General features: G+C 52.1%; 15 protein-coding genes and 1 rRNA gene. 5 read left to right on the top strand and 11 right to left on the bottom strand.

Going from position 1 to position 17,424, the window contains the following annotated elements:
* Positions 1-288: 288 nt before the first annotated feature.
* Positions 289-1,833, bottom strand: a 16S ribosomal RNA gene (locus ACWAU4_RS05260).
* A gap of 757 nt (positions 1,834-2,590) precedes the next feature.
* Positions 2,591-3,493, bottom strand: a complete 903-nt coding sequence (gene pssA / locus ACWAU4_RS05255; protein ID WP_025012094.1) for a CDP-diacylglycerol--serine O-phosphatidyltransferase — start codon at positions 3,491-3,493, stop codon at positions 2,591-2,593.
* Between the two features lie 91 nt (positions 3,494-3,584).
* Between pssA and ACWAU4_RS05250 the strand changes: the two genes are divergently transcribed.
* Positions 3,585-4,028, top strand: coding sequence for a DUF4124 domain-containing protein (locus ACWAU4_RS05250; RefSeq protein WP_025890175.1), 444 nt, complete (start codon positions 3,585-3,587; stop codon positions 4,026-4,028).
* 78 nt (positions 4,029-4,106) lie between these two features.
* Here ACWAU4_RS05250 and mdh read toward each other — a convergent pair whose 3' ends face one another.
* Positions 4,107-5,042 (bottom strand): malate dehydrogenase, encoded by a 936-nt coding sequence (gene mdh / locus ACWAU4_RS05245; RefSeq protein ID WP_025012092.1) that lies wholly within the window; start codon positions 5,040-5,042, stop codon positions 4,107-4,109.
* Between the two features lie 285 nt (positions 5,043-5,327).
* On the opposite strand from mdh, the gene argR reads away from it, so the two are divergent.
* Positions 5,328-5,798, top strand: coding sequence for a transcriptional regulator ArgR (argR, locus tag ACWAU4_RS05240; RefSeq protein ID WP_025012091.1), 471 nt, complete (start codon positions 5,328-5,330; stop codon positions 5,796-5,798).
* Between the two features lie 60 nt (positions 5,799-5,858).
* Here the strand turns inward: argR and ACWAU4_RS05235 are convergent, their stop codons facing one another.
* From ACWAU4_RS05235 to ACWAU4_RS05215, 5 genes are all read right to left on the bottom strand, one after another.
* Complete coding sequence (locus tag ACWAU4_RS05235; RefSeq protein ID WP_025886988.1) at positions 5,859-6,794, bottom strand: Dyp-type peroxidase; 936 nt, start codon at positions 6,792-6,794, stop codon at positions 5,859-5,861.
* A gap of 98 nt (positions 6,795-6,892) precedes the next feature.
* Positions 6,893-8,536 carry a gamma-glutamyltransferase gene (ggt, locus tag ACWAU4_RS05230; RefSeq protein ID WP_243756828.1) on the bottom strand — a complete coding sequence of 548 codons (1,644 nt, stop codon included), beginning with the start codon at positions 8,534-8,536 and terminating at the stop codon, positions 6,893-6,895.
* Positions 8,537-8,808: 272 nt separating this feature from the next.
* Positions 8,809-9,852: an ABC transporter ATP-binding protein gene (locus tag ACWAU4_RS05225; RefSeq protein WP_208126098.1), complete on the bottom strand. Its 1,044-nt coding sequence runs from the start codon at positions 9,850-9,852 to the stop codon at positions 8,809-8,811.
* A complete protein-coding gene (locus ACWAU4_RS05220; RefSeq protein WP_101059765.1) occupies positions 9,849-11,480 on the bottom strand; it encodes an ABC transporter permease in 1,632 nt (543 codons plus the stop codon). Before ACWAU4_RS05220 ends, ACWAU4_RS05225 begins: the two co-directional genes overlap by 4 nt.
* 39 nt (positions 11,481-11,519) lie before the next feature.
* Complete coding sequence (locus ACWAU4_RS05215) at positions 11,520-12,536, bottom strand: Fe(3+) ABC transporter substrate-binding protein (protein WP_107006043.1); 1,017 nt, start codon at positions 12,534-12,536, stop codon at positions 11,520-11,522.
* Positions 12,537-12,751: 215 nt separating this feature from the next.
* On the opposite strand from ACWAU4_RS05215, the gene ACWAU4_RS05210 reads away from it, so the two are divergent.
* Positions 12,752-13,207 carry a hypothetical protein gene (locus ACWAU4_RS05210; protein ID WP_345856897.1) on the top strand — a complete coding sequence of 152 codons (456 nt, stop codon included), beginning with the start codon at positions 12,752-12,754 and terminating at the stop codon, positions 13,205-13,207.
* Here ACWAU4_RS05210 and ACWAU4_RS05205 read toward each other — a convergent pair.
* The 3 genes from ACWAU4_RS05205 to ACWAU4_RS05195 all read right to left on the bottom strand — a co-directional run bounded on the left by ACWAU4_RS05205 (position 13,169) and on the right by ACWAU4_RS05195 (position 15,215).
* A complete protein-coding gene (locus ACWAU4_RS05205) occupies positions 13,169-13,759 on the bottom strand; it encodes a glutathione S-transferase N-terminal domain-containing protein (RefSeq protein ID WP_454290479.1) in 591 nt (196 codons plus the stop codon). The genes ACWAU4_RS05210 and ACWAU4_RS05205 overlap by 39 nt on opposite strands.
* Before the next feature lie 13 nt (positions 13,760-13,772).
* The gene (locus ACWAU4_RS05200) at positions 13,773-14,522 is read right to left on the bottom strand and encodes a ferredoxin--NADP reductase (RefSeq protein WP_044733870.1); all 750 of its coding nucleotides are present in this window, start codon (positions 14,520-14,522) and stop codon (positions 13,773-13,775) included.
* Between the two features lie 114 nt (positions 14,523-14,636).
* Positions 14,637-15,215 carry a DUF5610 domain-containing protein gene (locus ACWAU4_RS05195; RefSeq protein WP_044733869.1) on the bottom strand — a complete coding sequence of 193 codons (579 nt, stop codon included), beginning with the start codon at positions 15,213-15,215 and terminating at the stop codon, positions 14,637-14,639.
* Between the two features lie 137 nt (positions 15,216-15,352).
* Between ACWAU4_RS05195 and ACWAU4_RS05190 the strand changes: the two genes are divergently transcribed.
* Both ACWAU4_RS05190 and ACWAU4_RS05185 read left to right on the top strand, forming a co-directional pair.
* The gene (locus tag ACWAU4_RS05190; RefSeq protein WP_037466670.1) at positions 15,353-15,859 is read left to right on the top strand and encodes a phosphoglycerate mutase family protein; all 507 of its coding nucleotides are present in this window, start codon (positions 15,353-15,355) and stop codon (positions 15,857-15,859) included.
* 9 nt (positions 15,860-15,868) lie between these two features.
* Positions 15,869-17,359 carry an FMN-binding glutamate synthase family protein gene (locus ACWAU4_RS05185; protein ID WP_144221055.1) on the top strand — a complete coding sequence of 497 codons (1,491 nt, stop codon included), beginning with the start codon at positions 15,869-15,871 and terminating at the stop codon, positions 17,357-17,359.
* The last annotated feature ends 65 nt before the right edge of the window (positions 17,360-17,424 follow it).

Here is a 17,424-nt window from a genome sequence, read left to right as displayed (position 1 = left end):
ATACAACCCGGATGAGTTTTTATCGGACTGTATTGCAACCAGCTTAGGTTTACTTGTCTCACCTCCGGGTTAAGGAAGTGGACTCGCCTTGAAGAATTTCCAAAACACTTGATTGAAGTGTTTGAGAACTCAATTTGTATGCATCAATTCCTACTCCTAAGAGTGGTCTTGATGTCTACTATCAGCTTTCCAAATTGTTAAAGAACTCATTGACCTACCAGGGTCAACGGCCTGCTCTATGAACAAGCAATCTGTGTGAACACTCAAAAGCACCAATTATCGCTTAGGTAAGGAGGTGATCCAGCCCCAGGTTCCCCTAGGGCTACCTTGTTACGACTTCACCCCAGTCATGAACCACACCGTGGTAAACGCCCTCCCGAAGGTTAAGCTATCTACTTCTGGTGCAGCCCACTCCCATGGTGTGACGGGCGGTGTGTACAAGGCCCGGGAACGTATTCACCGTGGCATTCTGATCCACGATTACTAGCGATTCCGACTTCATGGAGTCGAGTTGCAGACTCCAATCCGGACTACGACCAGCTTTATGGGATTAGCTCCACCTCGCGGCTTCGCAACCCTCTGTACTGACCATTGTAGCACGTGTGTAGCCCTACTCGTAAGGGCCATGATGACTTGACGTCGTCCCCACCTTCCTCCGGTTTATCACCGGCAGTCTCCCTAAAGTTCCCGGCATGACCCGCTGGCAAGTAAGGATAGGGGTTGCGCTCGTTGCGGGACTTAACCCAACATTTCACAACACGAGCTGACGACAGCCATGCAGCACCTGTCTCACAGTTCCCGAAGGCACTGAGGTATCTCTACCAGATTCTGTGGATGTCAAGAGTAGGTAAGGTTCTTCGCGTTGCATCGAATTAAACCACATGCTCCACCGCTTGTGCGGGCCCCCGTCAATTCATTTGAGTTTTAACCTTGCGGCCGTACTCCCCAGGCGGTCTACTTAATGCGTTAGCTTGAGAGCCCAGTGTTCAAGACACCAAACTCCGAGTAGACATCGTTTACGGCGTGGACTACCAGGGTATCTAATCCTGTTTGCTCCCCACGCTTTCGTGCCTGAGCGTCAGTCTTTGTCCAGGGGGCCGCCTTCGCCACCGGTATTCCTCCAGATCTCTACGCATTTCACCGCTACACCTGGAATTCTACCCCCCTCTACAAGACTCTAGTTTGCCAGTTCGAAATGCGGTTCCCAGGTTGAGCCCGGGGCTTTCACATCTCGCTTAACAAACCGCCTGCGCACGCTTTACGCCCAGTAATTCCGATTAACGCTCGCACCCTCCGTATTACCGCGGCTGCTGGCACGGAGTTAGCCGGTGCTTCTTCTGCGAGTAACGTCACAGATGTAAGGTATTAACTTACACCCTTTCCTCCTCGCTGAAAGTGCTTTACAACCCGAAGGCCTTCTTCACACACGCGGCATGGCTGCATCAGGGTTTCCCCCATTGTGCAATATTCCCCACTGCTGCCTCCCGTAGGAGTCTGGGCCGTGTCTCAGTCCCAGTGTGGCTGATCATCCTCTCAGACCAGCTAGGGATCGTCGCCTAGGTGAGCCTTTACCTCACCTACTAGCTAATCCCACCTGGGCTTATCCATCAGCGCAAGGCCCGAAGGTCCCCTGCTTTCCCCCGTAGGGCGTATGCGGTATTAGCAGTCGTTTCCAACTGTTATCCCCCACAAATGGGCAAATTCCCAGGCATTACTCACCCGTCCGCCGCTCGTCATCTTCAAAAGCAAGCTTTTGAAATGTTACCGCTCGACTTGCATGTGTTAGGCCTGCCGCCAGCGTTCAATCTGAGCCATGATCAAACTCTTCAATTAAAGTTTTGGTTGATTCCGAAGAATCGACTCAATGAATTCTGTTCGTATGAACACTCTTCATCGAGTTAAATCGTTTTGTCGATTTCTCAATGCCTGTGAGTGTCCACACAGATTTGCTTGTTTATCTTGTTAAAGAGCAATCCCTTAGGCGCTGTGGCAATCGGGTCAGGGCTGCGTATTCTACGCTTTCCTGCTGCGGCGTCAAGAGGTATTTACCATCTTTTTTTTCGCCTGTCGTTGAAAGGACTCGAGAGCCGTTTTCTTCGACCCTGTCACGTCTTTCGCGTTGCCGCTGTGCCGTGTCAGTGGGAGCGCATTATAGGGAGCCAAAACTTTTGTGCAAGGGGGATTTTTGCAAAACCACACCAAGCGAACACTATTTAGGCATCAACAGGACAAAACCAACCTTTGAGCAACATAGATATTACCCTAAAGTCCCTTTTTATCTTGATGAGTAACTTGAACCGACTGAGATGGCTATGCAAGCTGACTTGCTCACTAACCAGAGTTGCTCGTCAAAGTGATATCAGTCCTCTGCATCTCTGCTCGAAGCTATGCCAAACCTATGCCGAACCTATGCCCGAACTTACGTCCTTGAGTCGAACAGTTAGCAAGTTGGGTTCCGTTGCCCGAGTGAAACGAGTCTTCATAAGGCTATTTCACTCGAGGTGGGATCTAGGTTTAGCACATATTTTGCCGCTTTGCAGAGTAAAAGCCTTTTGAGTGGCAGCCCAAAGTTTTCACTTTCAAGAGAGATTCATGACTTGAGCTTGTCTTGGCTCGCTTTATCTCCCGTATCTTCTTTTTCTTCGGCGCTCTCTTTGTTATCGCTATCTTTGTTATCTCGAGCATGGGAAATGGGAGAGTTCTCTGCACTTGATGCTTTGTCATCACAGTCATCTGCCTCATCGTCATCACCAACGACATGAGACACCTTGAGTTTTCTAACGCTGCGAATGGTAACCACAGGCCCCGAGAGAGCATAGAGATAAAATAGCAGACAGAGAATTAATGCAGGCTCGACCGAGATCACCACAAATACGGCCACTACCAGCAAGATCACCAGGAAGTTCACCTTGCCACGCCAATCGACTTCTTTAAAGGAGTGATAGCGGAAATTACTCACCATCAACAGACCGGCAACGGCCGTGACCAGGGCCACCAATATGCCTATATCATGCCCTGAGACGCCGTAGCCCTGCCCCAGCCAGACACTGCCAGCAATAAGAGCCGCTGCGGCCGGACTGGCAAGCCCTTGGAAGAAACGTTTATCGGCCACTCCTACTTGGGTATTGAAGCGCGCCAGACGCAAGGCAGCCCCGGCGCAATAGATAAAGGCCGCCAGCCAACCTATTTTGCCCAATTCAGAAAGCCCCCAGTTATAGGCTATCAAGGCCGGAGCCATACCGAAGGATACCATATCTGCCATCGAGTCGTACTCGGCACCAAAGGCACTCTGAGTGTTGGTCAAACGCGCCAGACGACCATCCAGTCCATCGAATAACATGGCAACAAATACAGCAATAGCCGATGCCTCAAAGTGCCCATTCATGGAAGCGATAACAGCATAGAAGCCCGAGAACAATCCTGCCGTTGTCATCAGATTGGGTAACAGATAGATGCCACGGGTTTTTATTGTTGGCTTGGATAAATTTTGCATACACTTAACCTGATGGTGTAATAAAGGTCTATAGCGGCAAAGATAACACACTTGCTCAGACAAGCTCACCCTGCAGAAACGGAAACAGACAATGATAAGGATCAGCCTATTTATGGCTCTGCTGGCATTACTCGGAGCCAACGCTGCCTCGGCAACGCCCATCTATACTTGGGTCGATGAAAATGGCGTTACCCACTACAGCCAGGAGCCGCCGCCACAACAACAAGCCACCGAACTGGACAGCCAAAATCTGCAACCCGCCAGAATTGGCACGGTCGCGCCGCAGCGAAAAGATGACGTTGTGCAGGAAACGGAATCTGAGAAACAGGCCAAATTGATCAAGGAGAAAGATGCGGCCCAGGCTCAGGCTATTTGTGATAAGGCCAAATTCCAATTGGATGTACTCAATACCCACACCAGACTACAACGTAAAGATGAGGCCTCCGGTGAAATGATTAAGATGACAGAAGAAGAACGGCAGGCGCAGATAAAGGAGCAGCAGGAGAGAATTCGGCTGTTTTGCCAAAGAAACTAGCCAGCAAGGCCAGAGTCGAATAAGTTCAAGTAGCAAAAAGGAGCGCCGCGGCGCTCCTTTTTATTCACTGAAGTTGACTTACTTAACGAAGTCTACACCCAGTTTGATATCCGCCTTCAAGGTATCCAGCATGGCGTCACGGGCATTGGTTTCAAACGCACTCAGCTCTCCATACGGCAGAACCTTTTCGATACCATTCTTGCCGAGTACCACTGGCTGGGCAAAAAATTCAGCGTGCTCACTGCCACCATCAACATAGGCGCACTCGATCACATTGGCTTCACCCTGCAGACCGCGGATCAGCGACAGACCGAAACGGAAAGCGGCCTGGCCCATGGACAGAGTCGCGCTGCCGCCACCGGCTTTGGCTTCAACCACTTCAGTACCAGCGTTTTGAATACGCTTGGTCAGGGCAGCAACTTCTTCATCAGAGAAGCTGACACCTTCAACCTGAGACAACAGAGGCAGAATGGTCACACCGCTGTGGCCGCCAATCACATTGACTTTAACATCGGCAACGTTCAGCCCTTTGGCTTCGGCGATAAAGGTTTCAGAGCGGATGACATCGAGAGTCGTCACACCGAACAGACGGTTCTTGTCGTAAACACCGGCTTTTTTCAGTACTTCAGCAGCAATGGCCACAGTGGTGTTCACTGGGTTAGTGATGATACCGATCAGCGCCTTGGGACAAGTCGCGGCCACTTTTTCAATCAGGTTACGGACGATACCGGCATTGATATTGAACAGATCAGAACGATCCATGCCCGGCTTACGGGCAACACCGGCAGAAATCAGCACCACATCGGCACCTTCCAGTGCAGGCGTTGGGTCTTCACCGGCAAAACCTTTAACTTCAACTGCTGTCGGGATATGACTCAGATCCACGGCAACCCCAGGCGTTACGGGGGCGATATCATAGAGTGACAGCTGAGAGCCGGCAGGCAATTGGGTTTTCAACAGAAGGGCAAGAGCCTGGCCGATACCACCAGCAGCACCAAGTACAGCAACTTTCATAGTTATCTCCGTCAATTCTCGGAATTATGTGTGACATAGATCTAATTCTGTGATGGCGCAACATTAAAGGATCGTCACAAAAATAGCAATTATCCCTTAGTCATATGACTCTGTTTCATCAAAAGCTGAATTAACTTCAGCATTTTCTACTGCCCACTGAGGCTTCTTTTACCCACCAAATGACCTACATTGCATTTTTATGCAGACATCTTGGGTATTTGTTGACACTTATCCGTTTGATATGCAGAATGACCGGGATTTTCTGAATAACGACAGAAGAAGATAATGCAAGCAAGCAAAAATCAGGATGAGCTAATCAGAACCTTCAAGGCTCTGCTTAAAGAGGAGCGCTTCGGCTCCCAGAGTGAAATAGTCAATGCACTGCAAGCCGAAGGCTTTGCCAATATCAACCAGTCCAAAGTCTCGCGCATGCTGAGCAAGTTCGGTGCCGTGCGCACTCGTAACGCCAAGCAGGAGATGGTCTACTGCTTACCGGCTGAACTAGGGGTACCTACCGCCGGCAGCCCGCTGAAGAATCTGGTATTGGATGTGGATCATAACCAAGCCATGATAGTGGTGCGTACCAGCCCGGGGGCGGCGCAGTTAATTGCCAGGCTGTTGGACTCCATCGGCAAGCCAGAAGGTATTCTGGGCACTATCGCCGGTGATGATACTATTTTCATCTGCCCTTCCAGCATCAAGACCATTGATGAAACTCTGGAAACAGTGAAGTCGCTGTTCAATTACACAGACTGAGTTGAAAATGCCATAAAAAAACGCCCTTCAATGAGGGGCGTTTTTGTTTTTATCGCGCTATTAATCATCAAACTGGATCATGAAATCCAGAGATGGGGCAAAGAAAGAGGAACCAGTTACCGCCTGAGTAAAGTGCATCAGGTGATCATGGTGTCCTTCTCCGTCACCGAAAACCATACTGTGAAGCATCTTTTCAAAATGGTTAGGTGTCTTACAGGTGGAAATAAACATCAAACCCTGCTGTTTTACAGAACCATAGGGCATGCTCTGACGCAGGATCTCCATCGACTCACCATTGTCATACTTGAGATTTACCCGCTTGATATGTGCCGTCAGCGGTTTGTCTTCCGAGGCGTACTCTATGTTGTCCTGCTTGGTGCGGCCTATGATGTCTTCCTGCTTTTTCTGCGGCAGTCTGTGCCACTTACTCAGATTATGGACATATTTCTGTACATGAATGTAGCTACCGCCGCGAAATGCATCGTCTTCATCACCTACCAGGGCTACAGCTTGACGGCCTCTGCCCTTGGGGTTTTCTGTGCCATCGACAAAACCGGTCAGATCGCGGCTGTCCATAAAGCGGAACCCGCGCTCCTCCTCTTCCAGTTCAGCCAACCCTTCCAGCATTTCGTTGACCTCATTGGCTACCAGATGAAGAATATCCAGGCGATCACAACGCAGGTGAATAAAAATATCGAACTCTATCGCCGGCGCATCCCGGTTACCCGACTCCATAGCAGGGAACGGCCTGAGTTCAGCCGGTCTGCTTCCCGGATAGAGGTGATCCCAAAAGTTGGCACCAATCGCCACAAAGGCGTTAAAGGCACTGTCGGCATACTGATCTGCCAGCTCATACAAATACTGGGCGACATTGGCCAGGCAAGGACGCAGTTGTGACTCTCCGCCTTCGTTGGCATTGAACATCAGATAAACGCTGTGCAGATTTCCCTCAGCGCAGATTCCCAGTTGTTCCCGTGGCATAACCTGTGTATCCATTTGCAATCTACCCTTTCAGATTAATTCATCTTCGGCCTTATTATCCGCAACTTGAGCATTAATTTGAATTAGCTCACGCACGTTTTTGCCGATTGCTTTCAATAACCTGATGCCTGCCCGTCTTTTCGGGACTCGGACGCTCCCCGATAAACGCCGCTTTCAACATTGACGCCTATGGCCTGATAACCACCAAAAGCTCCGAGAGAATCACTCAAAGTATGCCCCTTTTTCATCAGCTCACGGCGGGTTTCCATGGAAAAGCCCGACTCGAGACTGATATAACCGCCATCTGTCATCTGCTCGCCGGTCGGTTGGCTAGAACCTGTATGCAGTATTCTTGGAGCATCGCCCGCCTCCTGCAGGTTGAGGCCAAAATCAATCAGATTAATCATGATCTGAGCGTGCATCTGGGGTTGGGTGGCTCCCCCCATGACGCCAAAGCTGAGCCAAGGCTTGCCATCTTTGGTGACAAAGGCCGGAATTATGGTATGAAACGGTCTCTTACCCGGTGCATAGGAATTAGCACGCCCGGGAGTGAGATCAAACAGCTGGCCCCTGTCCTGTAACACAAATCCCAAATCCGGAGGCGTCATGCCTGAGCCCATGCCACGATAATTGCTCTGGATGAGAGACACCATATTGCCTTCTTTATCGGCGGTAGTGAGATAGATGGTATCACCGTGTAAAAGATTGGGATTACCCGCCTCAACACTGGCGGCGGCTTTGTCAGCATCGATAAGCTTGGCTCTGGCGTAGTTGTATTCTTTGGAGATAAGTGAGGCTACCGGCACTTTGGCAAAGTCCATGTCGGCGTAGAACTTGGCTCGGTCGGCAAACGCCAGCTTTTTTGCTTCCACGAAATGATGCACATATTCGGCGCTGTCCAGCCCCATGGCCTTGAGATTAAATGGCTCCAGGGTTTTAAGGATCTGCAGTGCAGCTATTCCCTGGCCGTTGGGTGGCAGCTCCCAGATATCATAGCCCCGATAATTAACCGATACAGGCTCGACCCACTCACTCTTGTGAGAAGCGAGATCTTCATAGGAAAGATAACCGCCCTGTTGTTGCATATAAGCGGCAATACTGCGGGCTATCTCTCCTTTGTAAAAGACATCCCGGCCCCCCTTGGCAATTTTTTCATAGCTGTTTGCCAAAGCCGGGTTTCGAAACAATTCACCGACGGCCGGCATGCGGCCGCCTGGCATATAGGTTTCTTTAAACCCCGGGTATTTGGCCAGCTTGTCACCGCTGCGAGCCAGATAGAAGGCGATGAGCTCGGAAACCGGAAATCCTTCACGGGCATAATGAATAGCCGGCGCCAGGTTATCCTTCATGGGCAATTTGCCGAACTTGTCATGCAGTTCATACCAGCCATCCACGGCACCGGGCACGGATACGGGCAAAGGCCCATAAGGCGGCAGATGCTCAAGCCCTTTGGCCTTGAGCATCTCCAGCGTCAAAGAAGCCGGACTGCGGCCAGACGCATTGAGCCCATAGAGCCGCTGCTCTTTGGCGCTCCAGACAATGGCAAAAAGATCGCCGCCTATGCCTGAACCCGTAGGCTCAACCAACCCCAGCATGGCATTGGCAGCAATCGCGGCATCTACGGCACTGCCTCCTTGCTTAAGAATATCGACCGCCACCTGAGTCGCCAGTGGTTGGCTGGTTGCCGCCATGCCATTGACCGCATAGACTTCAGAGCGGCTCGCAAAGGCCGCACCCGTGATTCTGTCCATCGCCATGCTTCCCGTGCTGCAGAAAACAGCCAAACTCCCGATGACGCCGAGTAACAGCTGACGACATGAGTTGTTGCTGATATTCCGTATCCCTTGTGCGTCCTGCATTTTATTATTGCTGTAGTTATGCATCTCGCCTCCGCTCTCATCCCGGAGCGGCGCATGGGCGAGTCCGGGGTTCAGTGAATACCTGTGATGAGTTCAATCAAACCGATTGCTTGCTATAACACAGAGACAAACAAATTATCACCCACAGCAAACTTATGAAACAATTGTTGTTAACAGCCATTACCGAACAACACCAACGGATGTTCCAGTGCCGACAGCCTGACTCTCTGCCCTGGAGAAAACTGTACCTGATGACTACGAACCTCGAGTATGACGCCCTCTTGCTGCACATCATAATGGCAAACATTGCCCAGAAAACGCCGCTCGGTAACCACGGCCAGGCCCTGTTCGTCGGGTCGTAACTCCAACTGCTGTGGCCGCAGCAACAACTCGCCCTGCCAGTTCAGTGGCAAACCATGGGGCAAAGAGCTTTTAAGTCGACCGATTTGAGTATCGACACAGTGTTCGCAGCTGACCAGGGCCTTAAGATAATTACCCCTGCCGAGAAAGTCCGCCACATAGCGATTGACCGGGTTGGCATAGAGAGTTTCAGCACTGCCTTGCTGCACTATTTTTCCATCTTCAAACAGCGCCAGGGTATCGGCAAAAACAAAGGCTTCATCCTTACTGTGGGTCACAAATACGGCGCTGACGTTACGGCTCTTGAGGATCGCACGAATCTCCAGCATCAGCTCGCCGCGTACCTGGGCATCTATGTTGGAGAAGGGTTCATCCAACAACAGCAGTTCAGGCTCATAGGCAAGCGCCCTGGCAATCGACACCCTTTGCTGTTGACCGCCGGACAACTCGTGGGGATAACGTTCAGCAAGCCCCGGGAGCTTGACCAGATCCAACATCTCCTCAAGTCTGCTCAGACGCTGCGCCTTATTCAATCCCTTGACACCAAAGAGGATATTCTGCGCGACCGTCAAGTGGGGAAACAGGGCATAGTCCTGAAAGATCATCCCCACGCCACGCTCCTCTCCCGGAACCTGCAGCTTATCCGTGGTTACTGCACTGCCGCTGATATGAATTTCACCGGCGGAGACCGGCTGCAGTCCGGCAATGGCTCTGAGCAAGGTCGTTTTGCCACAACCACTGGGTCCGAGCAGGGCGGCAATTTCACCGGCTTGCAAGGTAATGCTCAGCCCTTTGAGCACCTGTTGGGCGCCATAATGGCTGTGGAGTTGCTTGACACTCAGGGTCGACATCAGTTGTTTTGCTCCAGCGAACGGTTGAGATAAATCAAGGGCACCAGCCCCACCAACACAATGACAATAGCCGCCAGCGCCCCCTGCTCCAACTGCTCATCGGAGACGTATTGGAACACTTGGGTAGCCAGGTTGTGAAACCCGACAGGGCTTAGCAGCAAGGCAGCCGGCAACTCTTTCATCGCCTCGATAAATACCAGTAGCAGAGCCGCAAAAATACCGCTGCGCAGCAATGGCAGATGGATTAATGCCAGTACTTTACCCGGTGTCTTGCCCAGGCTGATGGCCGCCATGTCGAGAGAAGGCGACAGCCGTTTGTAACTGCTCTCTATGCTGCCGATGGCGATGGCGGCAAAGCGAATACAAAACGCCAGCACCAGGGCGGCGATACTGCCGGTGAACAAGAGCCCCGGGCCTTGGCGCTCGAACAGGGCATAGAGATCATCGATTCTGAAATCGAGCCAGGTCAGCGGAATAAGCACGGCAATCGCCAGCACAGTGCCCGGCAGAGCGTAGCCGGTACTGACCAGACGGGATGGCAGTATGTCCCACTTTCGCGGACTCAGGCGGCGAATGAACATCAAGAGGATAGCCAAGAGCAAACACAATACACTGCTGATGGCGGCGACCGTTAGGCTGTTGAGACTGTACTGCCAAAAGTCACTGTTCCAGCTCTGCTGCCAGTAATCCAAGGCGTAACTGCCGAGAATGACAAATGGCAAAACAAACGCCAGCAGCAGCAACAGCGAGCAGTAGCCGAGCGCCAACCACTCACGCCAACCTTTGAGCCGGTAAGGCTCTGGCGCCTCCAGCAACAGCTGCTTTTGAAACAATTGCTGTTTGCGCCTCGCCATACGCTCCAGCGCAAACAGAGTAAAGACACCAAGCAACATCAATAGCGAAATTTTAGCCGCGGCCGCCAAGTCACCATAGGCTCGCCAGGTGTCGTAAACAGCCGTGGTCAGGGTGGATACCGCAAAATAATTGACCGTCGCCAAGTCAGCCATGGTTTCCATGGCCACCAGGGCGACACCGGCCGCCAGCGCCGGGCGCGCCATTGGCAGCGACAAACGCCAGAAACTCTGCCATGGCGAGCAGCCCATCACCTTGGCTGCATGCTGCAAACTTAAGGATTGCTCCAGAAACGCAGTGCGCCCCAAGAGGTAAACGTAGGGGAAGAGTACCAGCGACAACATCACTGTGGCGCCGCCCAGAGTTCGAATATCGGGAAACCAGTAGTCGGTTACCGATTGCCAACCAAAACTTGCGCGTAAAAACCGCTGCACAGGCCCGGCATAATCCAGTAAATCGGTATACACATAAGCGACGATATAGGCCGGCATGGCCAGCGGCAACAACAGAGCCCACTGGAACAGGCGCCGGCCCCGAAACTCACAGCGCGCCACCAGCCAGGCAGCCGGCACCGCCAAAAGCAGACTGCCGACACTCACCCCCAACATCAGCCAGAAGGTATTGGCTATGTATGACGGCAACACAGTGGCAAACATCTGCCCAAAGCGGGTTTCACCCGGTTCGAACGCCTGCATGACCAGCGCCAGCAAAGGCGCCACCATAAGGCCACAGACGGTAAACCCCGCCCACGACCAGCCCTTGGAGAAGGTCAGGATCACCGCTATTCCCCTACAACCTTTGCAAAAACGCCTTCAAGCTCAGAGATCAAACTTAACCTCATCGAGCAGTCTCAGCGCCGCCTGATGGTGCTCTGCCAATTTGTAGACAGGCAAGTCATCGGCTTTGAAGTCACCCCAGGATGCCACCAGTTCTGAGACAGGCACATCGACCTTGACCGGATATTCCATATTGACCTCGGCATAACTCTGTTGGGCGGCATCCGAAGACAGATACTCCATCAACTTGAGGGCATCGGCCGAGTTAGGTGCATGCTTGGCCAGCGCCATACCCGAGACATTGATATGGGCACCGCGATTTTCCTGGTTCGGGAAGTTGATCACCGCCGCTTCGGCCCATGGCCGCTGTTTGGGGTCTTGCAGCATCTTGCCATAGTAATAGCTGTTACCGATGGCGATATCACACAAGCCTTCTTTTACCGCCTGCACCTGCGCCCTATCGTTACCCTGAGGCTTACGGGCCAAGTTACTCTTCAGCCCCTGAAGCCAACTCTTGGCATCGGCTTCACCGTGGTGGGCTATCATGGAGGCCACCAGCGCTATGTTGTAGGGATGCTTGCCACTACGCATACAAACCTTGCCCTTGTAGCGGGCATCGGCCAGGTCTTCATAGTTGATCGCCAGCGGCCCGAGGCGCTCCTTGCTGGAATAGAGATTACGCACTCTCATGGTTAGGGCGTACCAGTTTCCTTCTGGATCCCGGTATTGGGCCGGAATATTCTGCTTGAGCGTGTCGCTTTCCACCTGTTTGACCAACTGCTTGTCCACCAATTCCTGCAAACGGGAAAAGTCAGACGTCAGCACCAGATCCGCCGGTGACAAACGTCCTTCACGGGCCAATCTATCGGCGATGCCATCTTTGGCAAACACAAAATTAACCTTCACCCCGGTAGCCTGACTGAAGTCATCCAGAATGGGCTTGACCAAAAACTCCTGACGATAGGAATAAACCGTCACCTCTCCGGCGGCGGCCACCGGCAGCGTCAGGCTGGATGCGGCCAACGCACTGCAAAGTATCAGACGTGTTTTGTAGCTCATATTCTTCGGCACTCCATGTTGGGATGAGTAATTTAATGAGAACTATTTCTAATCCACTTTGTTTTCAGCCTAGTGCAAAAATTCTGGCAAGGGGAATACAAATGAAATAGACAGAATGGCAGCGGCTGGGAGCAAAGCGATTGGAATCGGCCGAATTGTCGCAAACTAAACTAAACTGAACCTTAAAACCCATGCATGGCGAGGGGGAAAACGCCTTGGATATGTTGGAAATCTTGCTGGCTGTGGTGTCTTTGCTGCTGATCTTGTTTCTGTTCCGCCACAGATTAAGGCCAGAAAAGCGACGGCTGGCCAAGCCTGTTACGCCGCAGGAAAAGCAGTATCACTGTGTCTCCATAATGTTGACACCAACTGCCTGCCAGGCGATAAGAGCGCTTGAAGGCAAGCGTTTTTTGTCGAAGGAGGCGCCCAGGCTTCCCTTGCCTGAGTGCGATTGCAGCCAATGCGACTGCAAGTATCAACATCATGAAGATAGAAGGGTTCCCTTCAGCGACCGACGGCTGGATTATGGCATGAGCCATGATCTCTACGGTGCCTTCGGTGAAACCAACCGCAGGGACAACCCCAAAGGTAGGCGTTACTCCGACTTGGCCAAACCGCAAATTACCGAGAAATCATCTAGGACGAGTATCTCGGAAACTCTGCCTGAGTGACGCCGATTCCTGCCAGTGTGCCAAGGCTGGCACTACTTTACGCCAATCGAGATCCGGATGACGAAAATCAAGGTATTCGAGTAGCACCAATAGCAGCACCTGCCTGGCATCGAGTGGACCGCTTGCGATGATTCCCTGACGCTCCACCTCCATCAAGGCTCTGAGCAGGGCCTGCTCGAAACGGCCGCTCCAGAAAGGAGAACGACCCCCCTCCTCTTCACGCATCTGTTCCTGCCTTAGGCCTACGGCGCTATCCAGCGCGCCTTTAAGCAGTGAGAACTGGCACTCATAAGCCCAGTTTCTGGATGACCCAAAGAAACGATCCTGGCCGAATCTGTCGTCCAGAAAGCGGGCTATGACTTCGCTGTCGAACAGTGCGGCGCCATCTTCCAAAAGCAGACAGGGAATTTTCCCCAAGGGGTTAACTGACAGTAACTCGTCATTGTTATCGAAGGGATTGACCAGCTTTTCATCCAGCGCCAAACCCAGCTCGCGGGCAATGATCCTGACCACGCGGGCATAAGGCGAAGCTGTAGAGTAATAGAGCTGCATCCAGACTCTCCTGTTACCAGTATTTTTCGACTGTTATCTGTCCGGGGGCCCGGCGCAGGTTTTTGGCCAAGCCTTTATCGATAAGTGCCGCCGTAGCCCCCTGGATCATTCCGGGATTACCACAAAGCATCAATTGCGAGTCCTTTGCACTTATGCTCAGCCCGGCCTTGGCCTCTATCTCACCGCTTTGCAACCCATCCGGGATGCGACAACGCAGCGCACCGTCAAAGTCTTCACGAGTGACACTGGGCACAAACACAAATTGCTCGTGATAGGTCTGTTGATAGCCGCGGATCTTATCGAGATAGGCGAGATCCTGCACTTCTCTTACCCCGTAAACCAGAACCACTTTATCAAACCGTTGCCAAGGCTCCTGAGTATCCAGCATGGAAAGAAACGGCCCCACAGCAGTACCTGTTGCCAAAAACCACAGGTGGCGCCCCTGTAATTCCCCTTTAGGGATCTCATCCAGGGTCATAAAGCCGGTGGCTTTGTCTGTCACACTAATACTGTCACCCGGCTGCAAAGATTGCAGGTCTGGCGACAACTGGCCTTGATCTACCGCCACCGCCAGTATTTCAAGATAGTCAGTCCCGGGGGCATTCACCAGAGAATAGGCCCGGGCGATACGTTTATCATCCCGCACCTGACTGAGCTTGATAAACTGGCCGGCAATAAACGGCGCTATCTCGGCGGCTATCCTCAGGCTGAATAACTTGCTGTTCCAATCGATACGCTCAATGACCCGGCCTTCAGTCCACATAGCTTCTCCTTAGGTAACACAAGACGATTATTGCAGCATAACTCCATATTCAGCCAACAAAAACCCCTCATAGTGAGGGGTGTTATCTGCAGGTAAGGTTTCGCGTGAGCTCAATTATTCCTGCTCTGTGCTAAAGCTGTCTCTGAATGCCTGCAACCCTTGCTGTACCAGGGAGTAAGTTTCATCTACCCCGGCCTTGATATCGCCTTCCAGCACCTTGAGCCCGGAGAGAATATCCGTCGCCTCTTTAAAGCCCTGATCTATAGCGCCGCCTATAACGTCCATAAAACCGGACAGCTGACTGTCAAAGTCCATGCTGGAATTTTGCTGCTGGTAGACACTGAAGAACTGAGTGGCAAAACTGACAATTCTGTCGGCCGTGGCCTCGGGAGAAGTATCTATCTGCTGATCCTGCACCTGCTGCAGGGCATTTTCCCCCATGTAAGGTGCCAGTTCTTCATTGATGGCCTCAATCGCGGCGCGATATAAGAGACTCATGGGTTCGTTGCCGCTATTGAGGCTTACCTCCTCCTGCGCCGCCAGAATAGCGTTATTCATCAACTGCTGGCTGACATGGCGGGCGCTCTTGCTGCTGGCGACTTCAGATACCGCCTTGCCATGATTCCCGTCCAGTTGTTGGGTCTTGTCCTTGGCCACCTCAGATACCTGAGCGCCATGATTGCGGATTTCCATCTTGGTTTCCTCGTATGAAAAGCGTATCTCAGGTTAATTATCGACCAGTTCAGTAATTAGTTTAGCGATTGTTTACCCAGACCGATAGTCTGAGCTATGATCCCGCATGCTATTTAAGTATTTGATAGGAAATAAAAATGGTAAGAATTTTCCTACTGCTTTGTCTTTCTGTGTTTTTTAGCTTGCCATCCCTTGCCGCTGACACCAATCAAACCATATTTCTGGTTAGGCACGCGGAAAAAGCCCAGGGAACCGATCCCGGGCTGACAGCCGCCGGTAAAGCGCGAGCCGAGGCTCTAGCCGAGGCATTACGGGACACCCAACTGCAAAGGCTAATGTCGAGTGAGTTTCGCCGTACTCAGGAAACCCTGGCGCCGATTGCAACAGCCAAACAACTCAGGATAGAAGTGTTTCCAGCCAAAGCCGGCTTGGAGGCTCACATCAATGCCATAGCTGATGCGGTTAAAGCCAGCCAAGGCAATGTGCTGATCGCCGGCCACAGCAATACAGTTCCGGCCATCATTAAGGCTCTGGGTGGCCCCCTGGTTAGCCTGAATGAGCAGCAATACGACCAACTGTTTATTCTCACCTTGGGAGAACAGGGGCCCACAGGCCTGGTAACCACCCACTTTGGCAGTCAATAAGGATAGAAGATGCGCGAGCAAAACTGGTTTATGTGGGGGCTGGAACTGTTTTCCGGCCTGTTTCTGATAGTCGTCGGCTTAGGGCTTTTGGTGATCACTTACATGTATATCGCCGATGTGATGCAAACCAAGCAGGCGGTGCGGCATAACTACCCTGTTGTAGGCCGATTCAGATATTTCTTCGAGAAAATGGGCGAATTCTTCCGCCAGTACTTTTTTGCCCTCGATCGGGAAGAACTTCCCTTTAATCGCGCCGAGCGTAGTTGGGTATATCGGGCGGCGAAAAATGTTGATCGCACCATAGCCTTCGGCTCCACCAGGCCACTGGAAGCCAACGGCAGTATCATGTTTATGAATACGGCCTTCCCAACGCTGGATCAAGACGTTGTGCCACCAGCGCCTGTGGTTATTGGCCCGGACTGTGAACATCCCTTTGCCACCAGCGCCATTTGCCATATTTCCGCCATGAGCTTTGGCGCCCTCTCCCGCCCGGCTGTTACCGCCCTTTCCCATGGTGCGGCTCAGGCAGGATGCTGGCTCAACACAGGGGAAGGCGGCCTCAGCGCCCACCATCTCAAGGGAAATTGCGATCTGGTGTTTCAGATAGGTACCGCCAAATACGGTGTTCGCAATGCCGAAGGCCACCTGGATGATGACAAGCTCAGGGAAGTGGCCGCTCACTCTCAGGTGAAGATGTTCGAAATCAAACTCAGTCAGGGAGCCAAGCCGGGCAAAGGCGGAATTCTTCCCGGGGTGAAAGTAACCGAAGAGATAGCCACCATTCGCGGCATCCCTGTCGGACAGGACTCCATCAGTCCCAATGGTCATATTGAATTTCACCATGTCGGCGACATTCTCGACATGATAGCCAGAGTCAGGCAAGTGACAGGCAAACCCACAGGGATCAAGGCAGTCTTGGGTGATATCCACTGGTTGGAAGATTTTCTGGAAGAGATTAACCAACGCGGCCATGAATCGGCTCCCGACTTCTTCACCCTCGACAGCGCCGATGGCGGCACAGGCGCGGCGCCGCAAACTCTGATGGATTACGTTGGCCTGCCGCTGAAAGAGAGTCTGCCATTGCTGGTGGATCATCTTCGCCGCCATGGATTGAAGCAGAGGATTAAAGTGATTGCCTCGGGCAAGCTGATCACCCCTTCCAGAGTCGCCTGGGCACTGGCTCTTGGCGCAGACTTCATCGCCTCTGCCAGAGGTAACATGTTTGCGCTGGGATGTATTCAGGCATTGCAGTGCAACAAGGATACCTGTCCTACCGGGATAACCACCCACAACAAGAAGCTGCAACAGGGTTTGGATCCCAGAGACAAATCCACCCGAGTCGCCAACTACAACAAGGCATTACACCATGACCTGGGGATGCTGGCCCATTCCTGTGGAGTCAGTGACCCAAGACAGCTCAAGCCACATCATGTCAGAGTCGTCACTCAAAATGGTCTGTCTGTGTCCTTGGATAAATATTACGCTCACTTCGATCAATAAAGATAATTTAGCTGTCACTAAAGTATAATAGTGGGTAGATTGTGCGTTATGTCACAAAAGTGGTA

This window comes from Shewanella sp. FeAMO (assembly GCF_053653955.1).
This window is presented reverse-complemented; position numbering and strand designations above follow the sequence as displayed.

Excerpts from the sequence above, each read along its gene's own strand:
- pssA (WP_025012094.1), bottom strand. The coding sequence starts at position 3,493 with ATGCAAAATTTATCCAAGCCAACAATAAAAACCCGTGGCATCTATCTG.
- ACWAU4_RS05250 (WP_025890175.1), top strand. The coding sequence starts at position 3,585 with ATGATAAGGATCAGCCTATTTATGGCTCTGCTGGCATTACTCGGAGCC.
- mdh (WP_025012092.1), bottom strand. The coding sequence starts at position 5,042 with ATGAAAGTTGCTGTACTTGGTGCTGCTGGTGGTATCGGCCAGGCTCTT.
- argR (WP_025012091.1), top strand. The coding sequence starts at position 5,328 with ATGCAAGCAAGCAAAAATCAGGATGAGCTAATCAGAACCTTCAAGGCT.
- ACWAU4_RS05235 (WP_025886988.1), bottom strand. The coding sequence starts at position 6,794 with ATGGATACACAGGTTATGCCACGGGAACAACTGGGAATCTGCGCTGAG.
- ggt (WP_243756828.1), bottom strand. The coding sequence starts at position 8,536 with ATGGCGATGGACAGAATCACGGGTGCGGCCTTTGCGAGCCGCTCTGAA.
- ACWAU4_RS05215 (WP_107006043.1), bottom strand. The coding sequence starts at position 12,536 with ATGAGCTACAAAACACGTCTGATACTTTGCAGTGCGTTGGCCGCATCC.
- ACWAU4_RS05205 (WP_454290479.1), bottom strand. The coding sequence starts at position 13,759 with ATGCAGCTCTATTACTCTACAGCTTCGCCTTATGCCCGCGTGGTCAGG.
- ACWAU4_RS05200 (WP_044733870.1), bottom strand. The coding sequence starts at position 14,522 with ATGTGGACTGAAGGCCGGGTCATTGAGCGTATCGATTGGAACAGCAAG.
- ACWAU4_RS05195 (WP_044733869.1), bottom strand. The coding sequence starts at position 15,215 with ATGGAAATCCGCAATCATGGCGCTCAGGTATCTGAGGTGGCCAAGGAC.
- ACWAU4_RS05190 (WP_037466670.1), top strand. The coding sequence starts at position 15,353 with ATGGTAAGAATTTTCCTACTGCTTTGTCTTTCTGTGTTTTTTAGCTTG.
- ACWAU4_RS05185 (WP_144221055.1), top strand. The coding sequence starts at position 15,869 with ATGCGCGAGCAAAACTGGTTTATGTGGGGGCTGGAACTGTTTTCCGGC.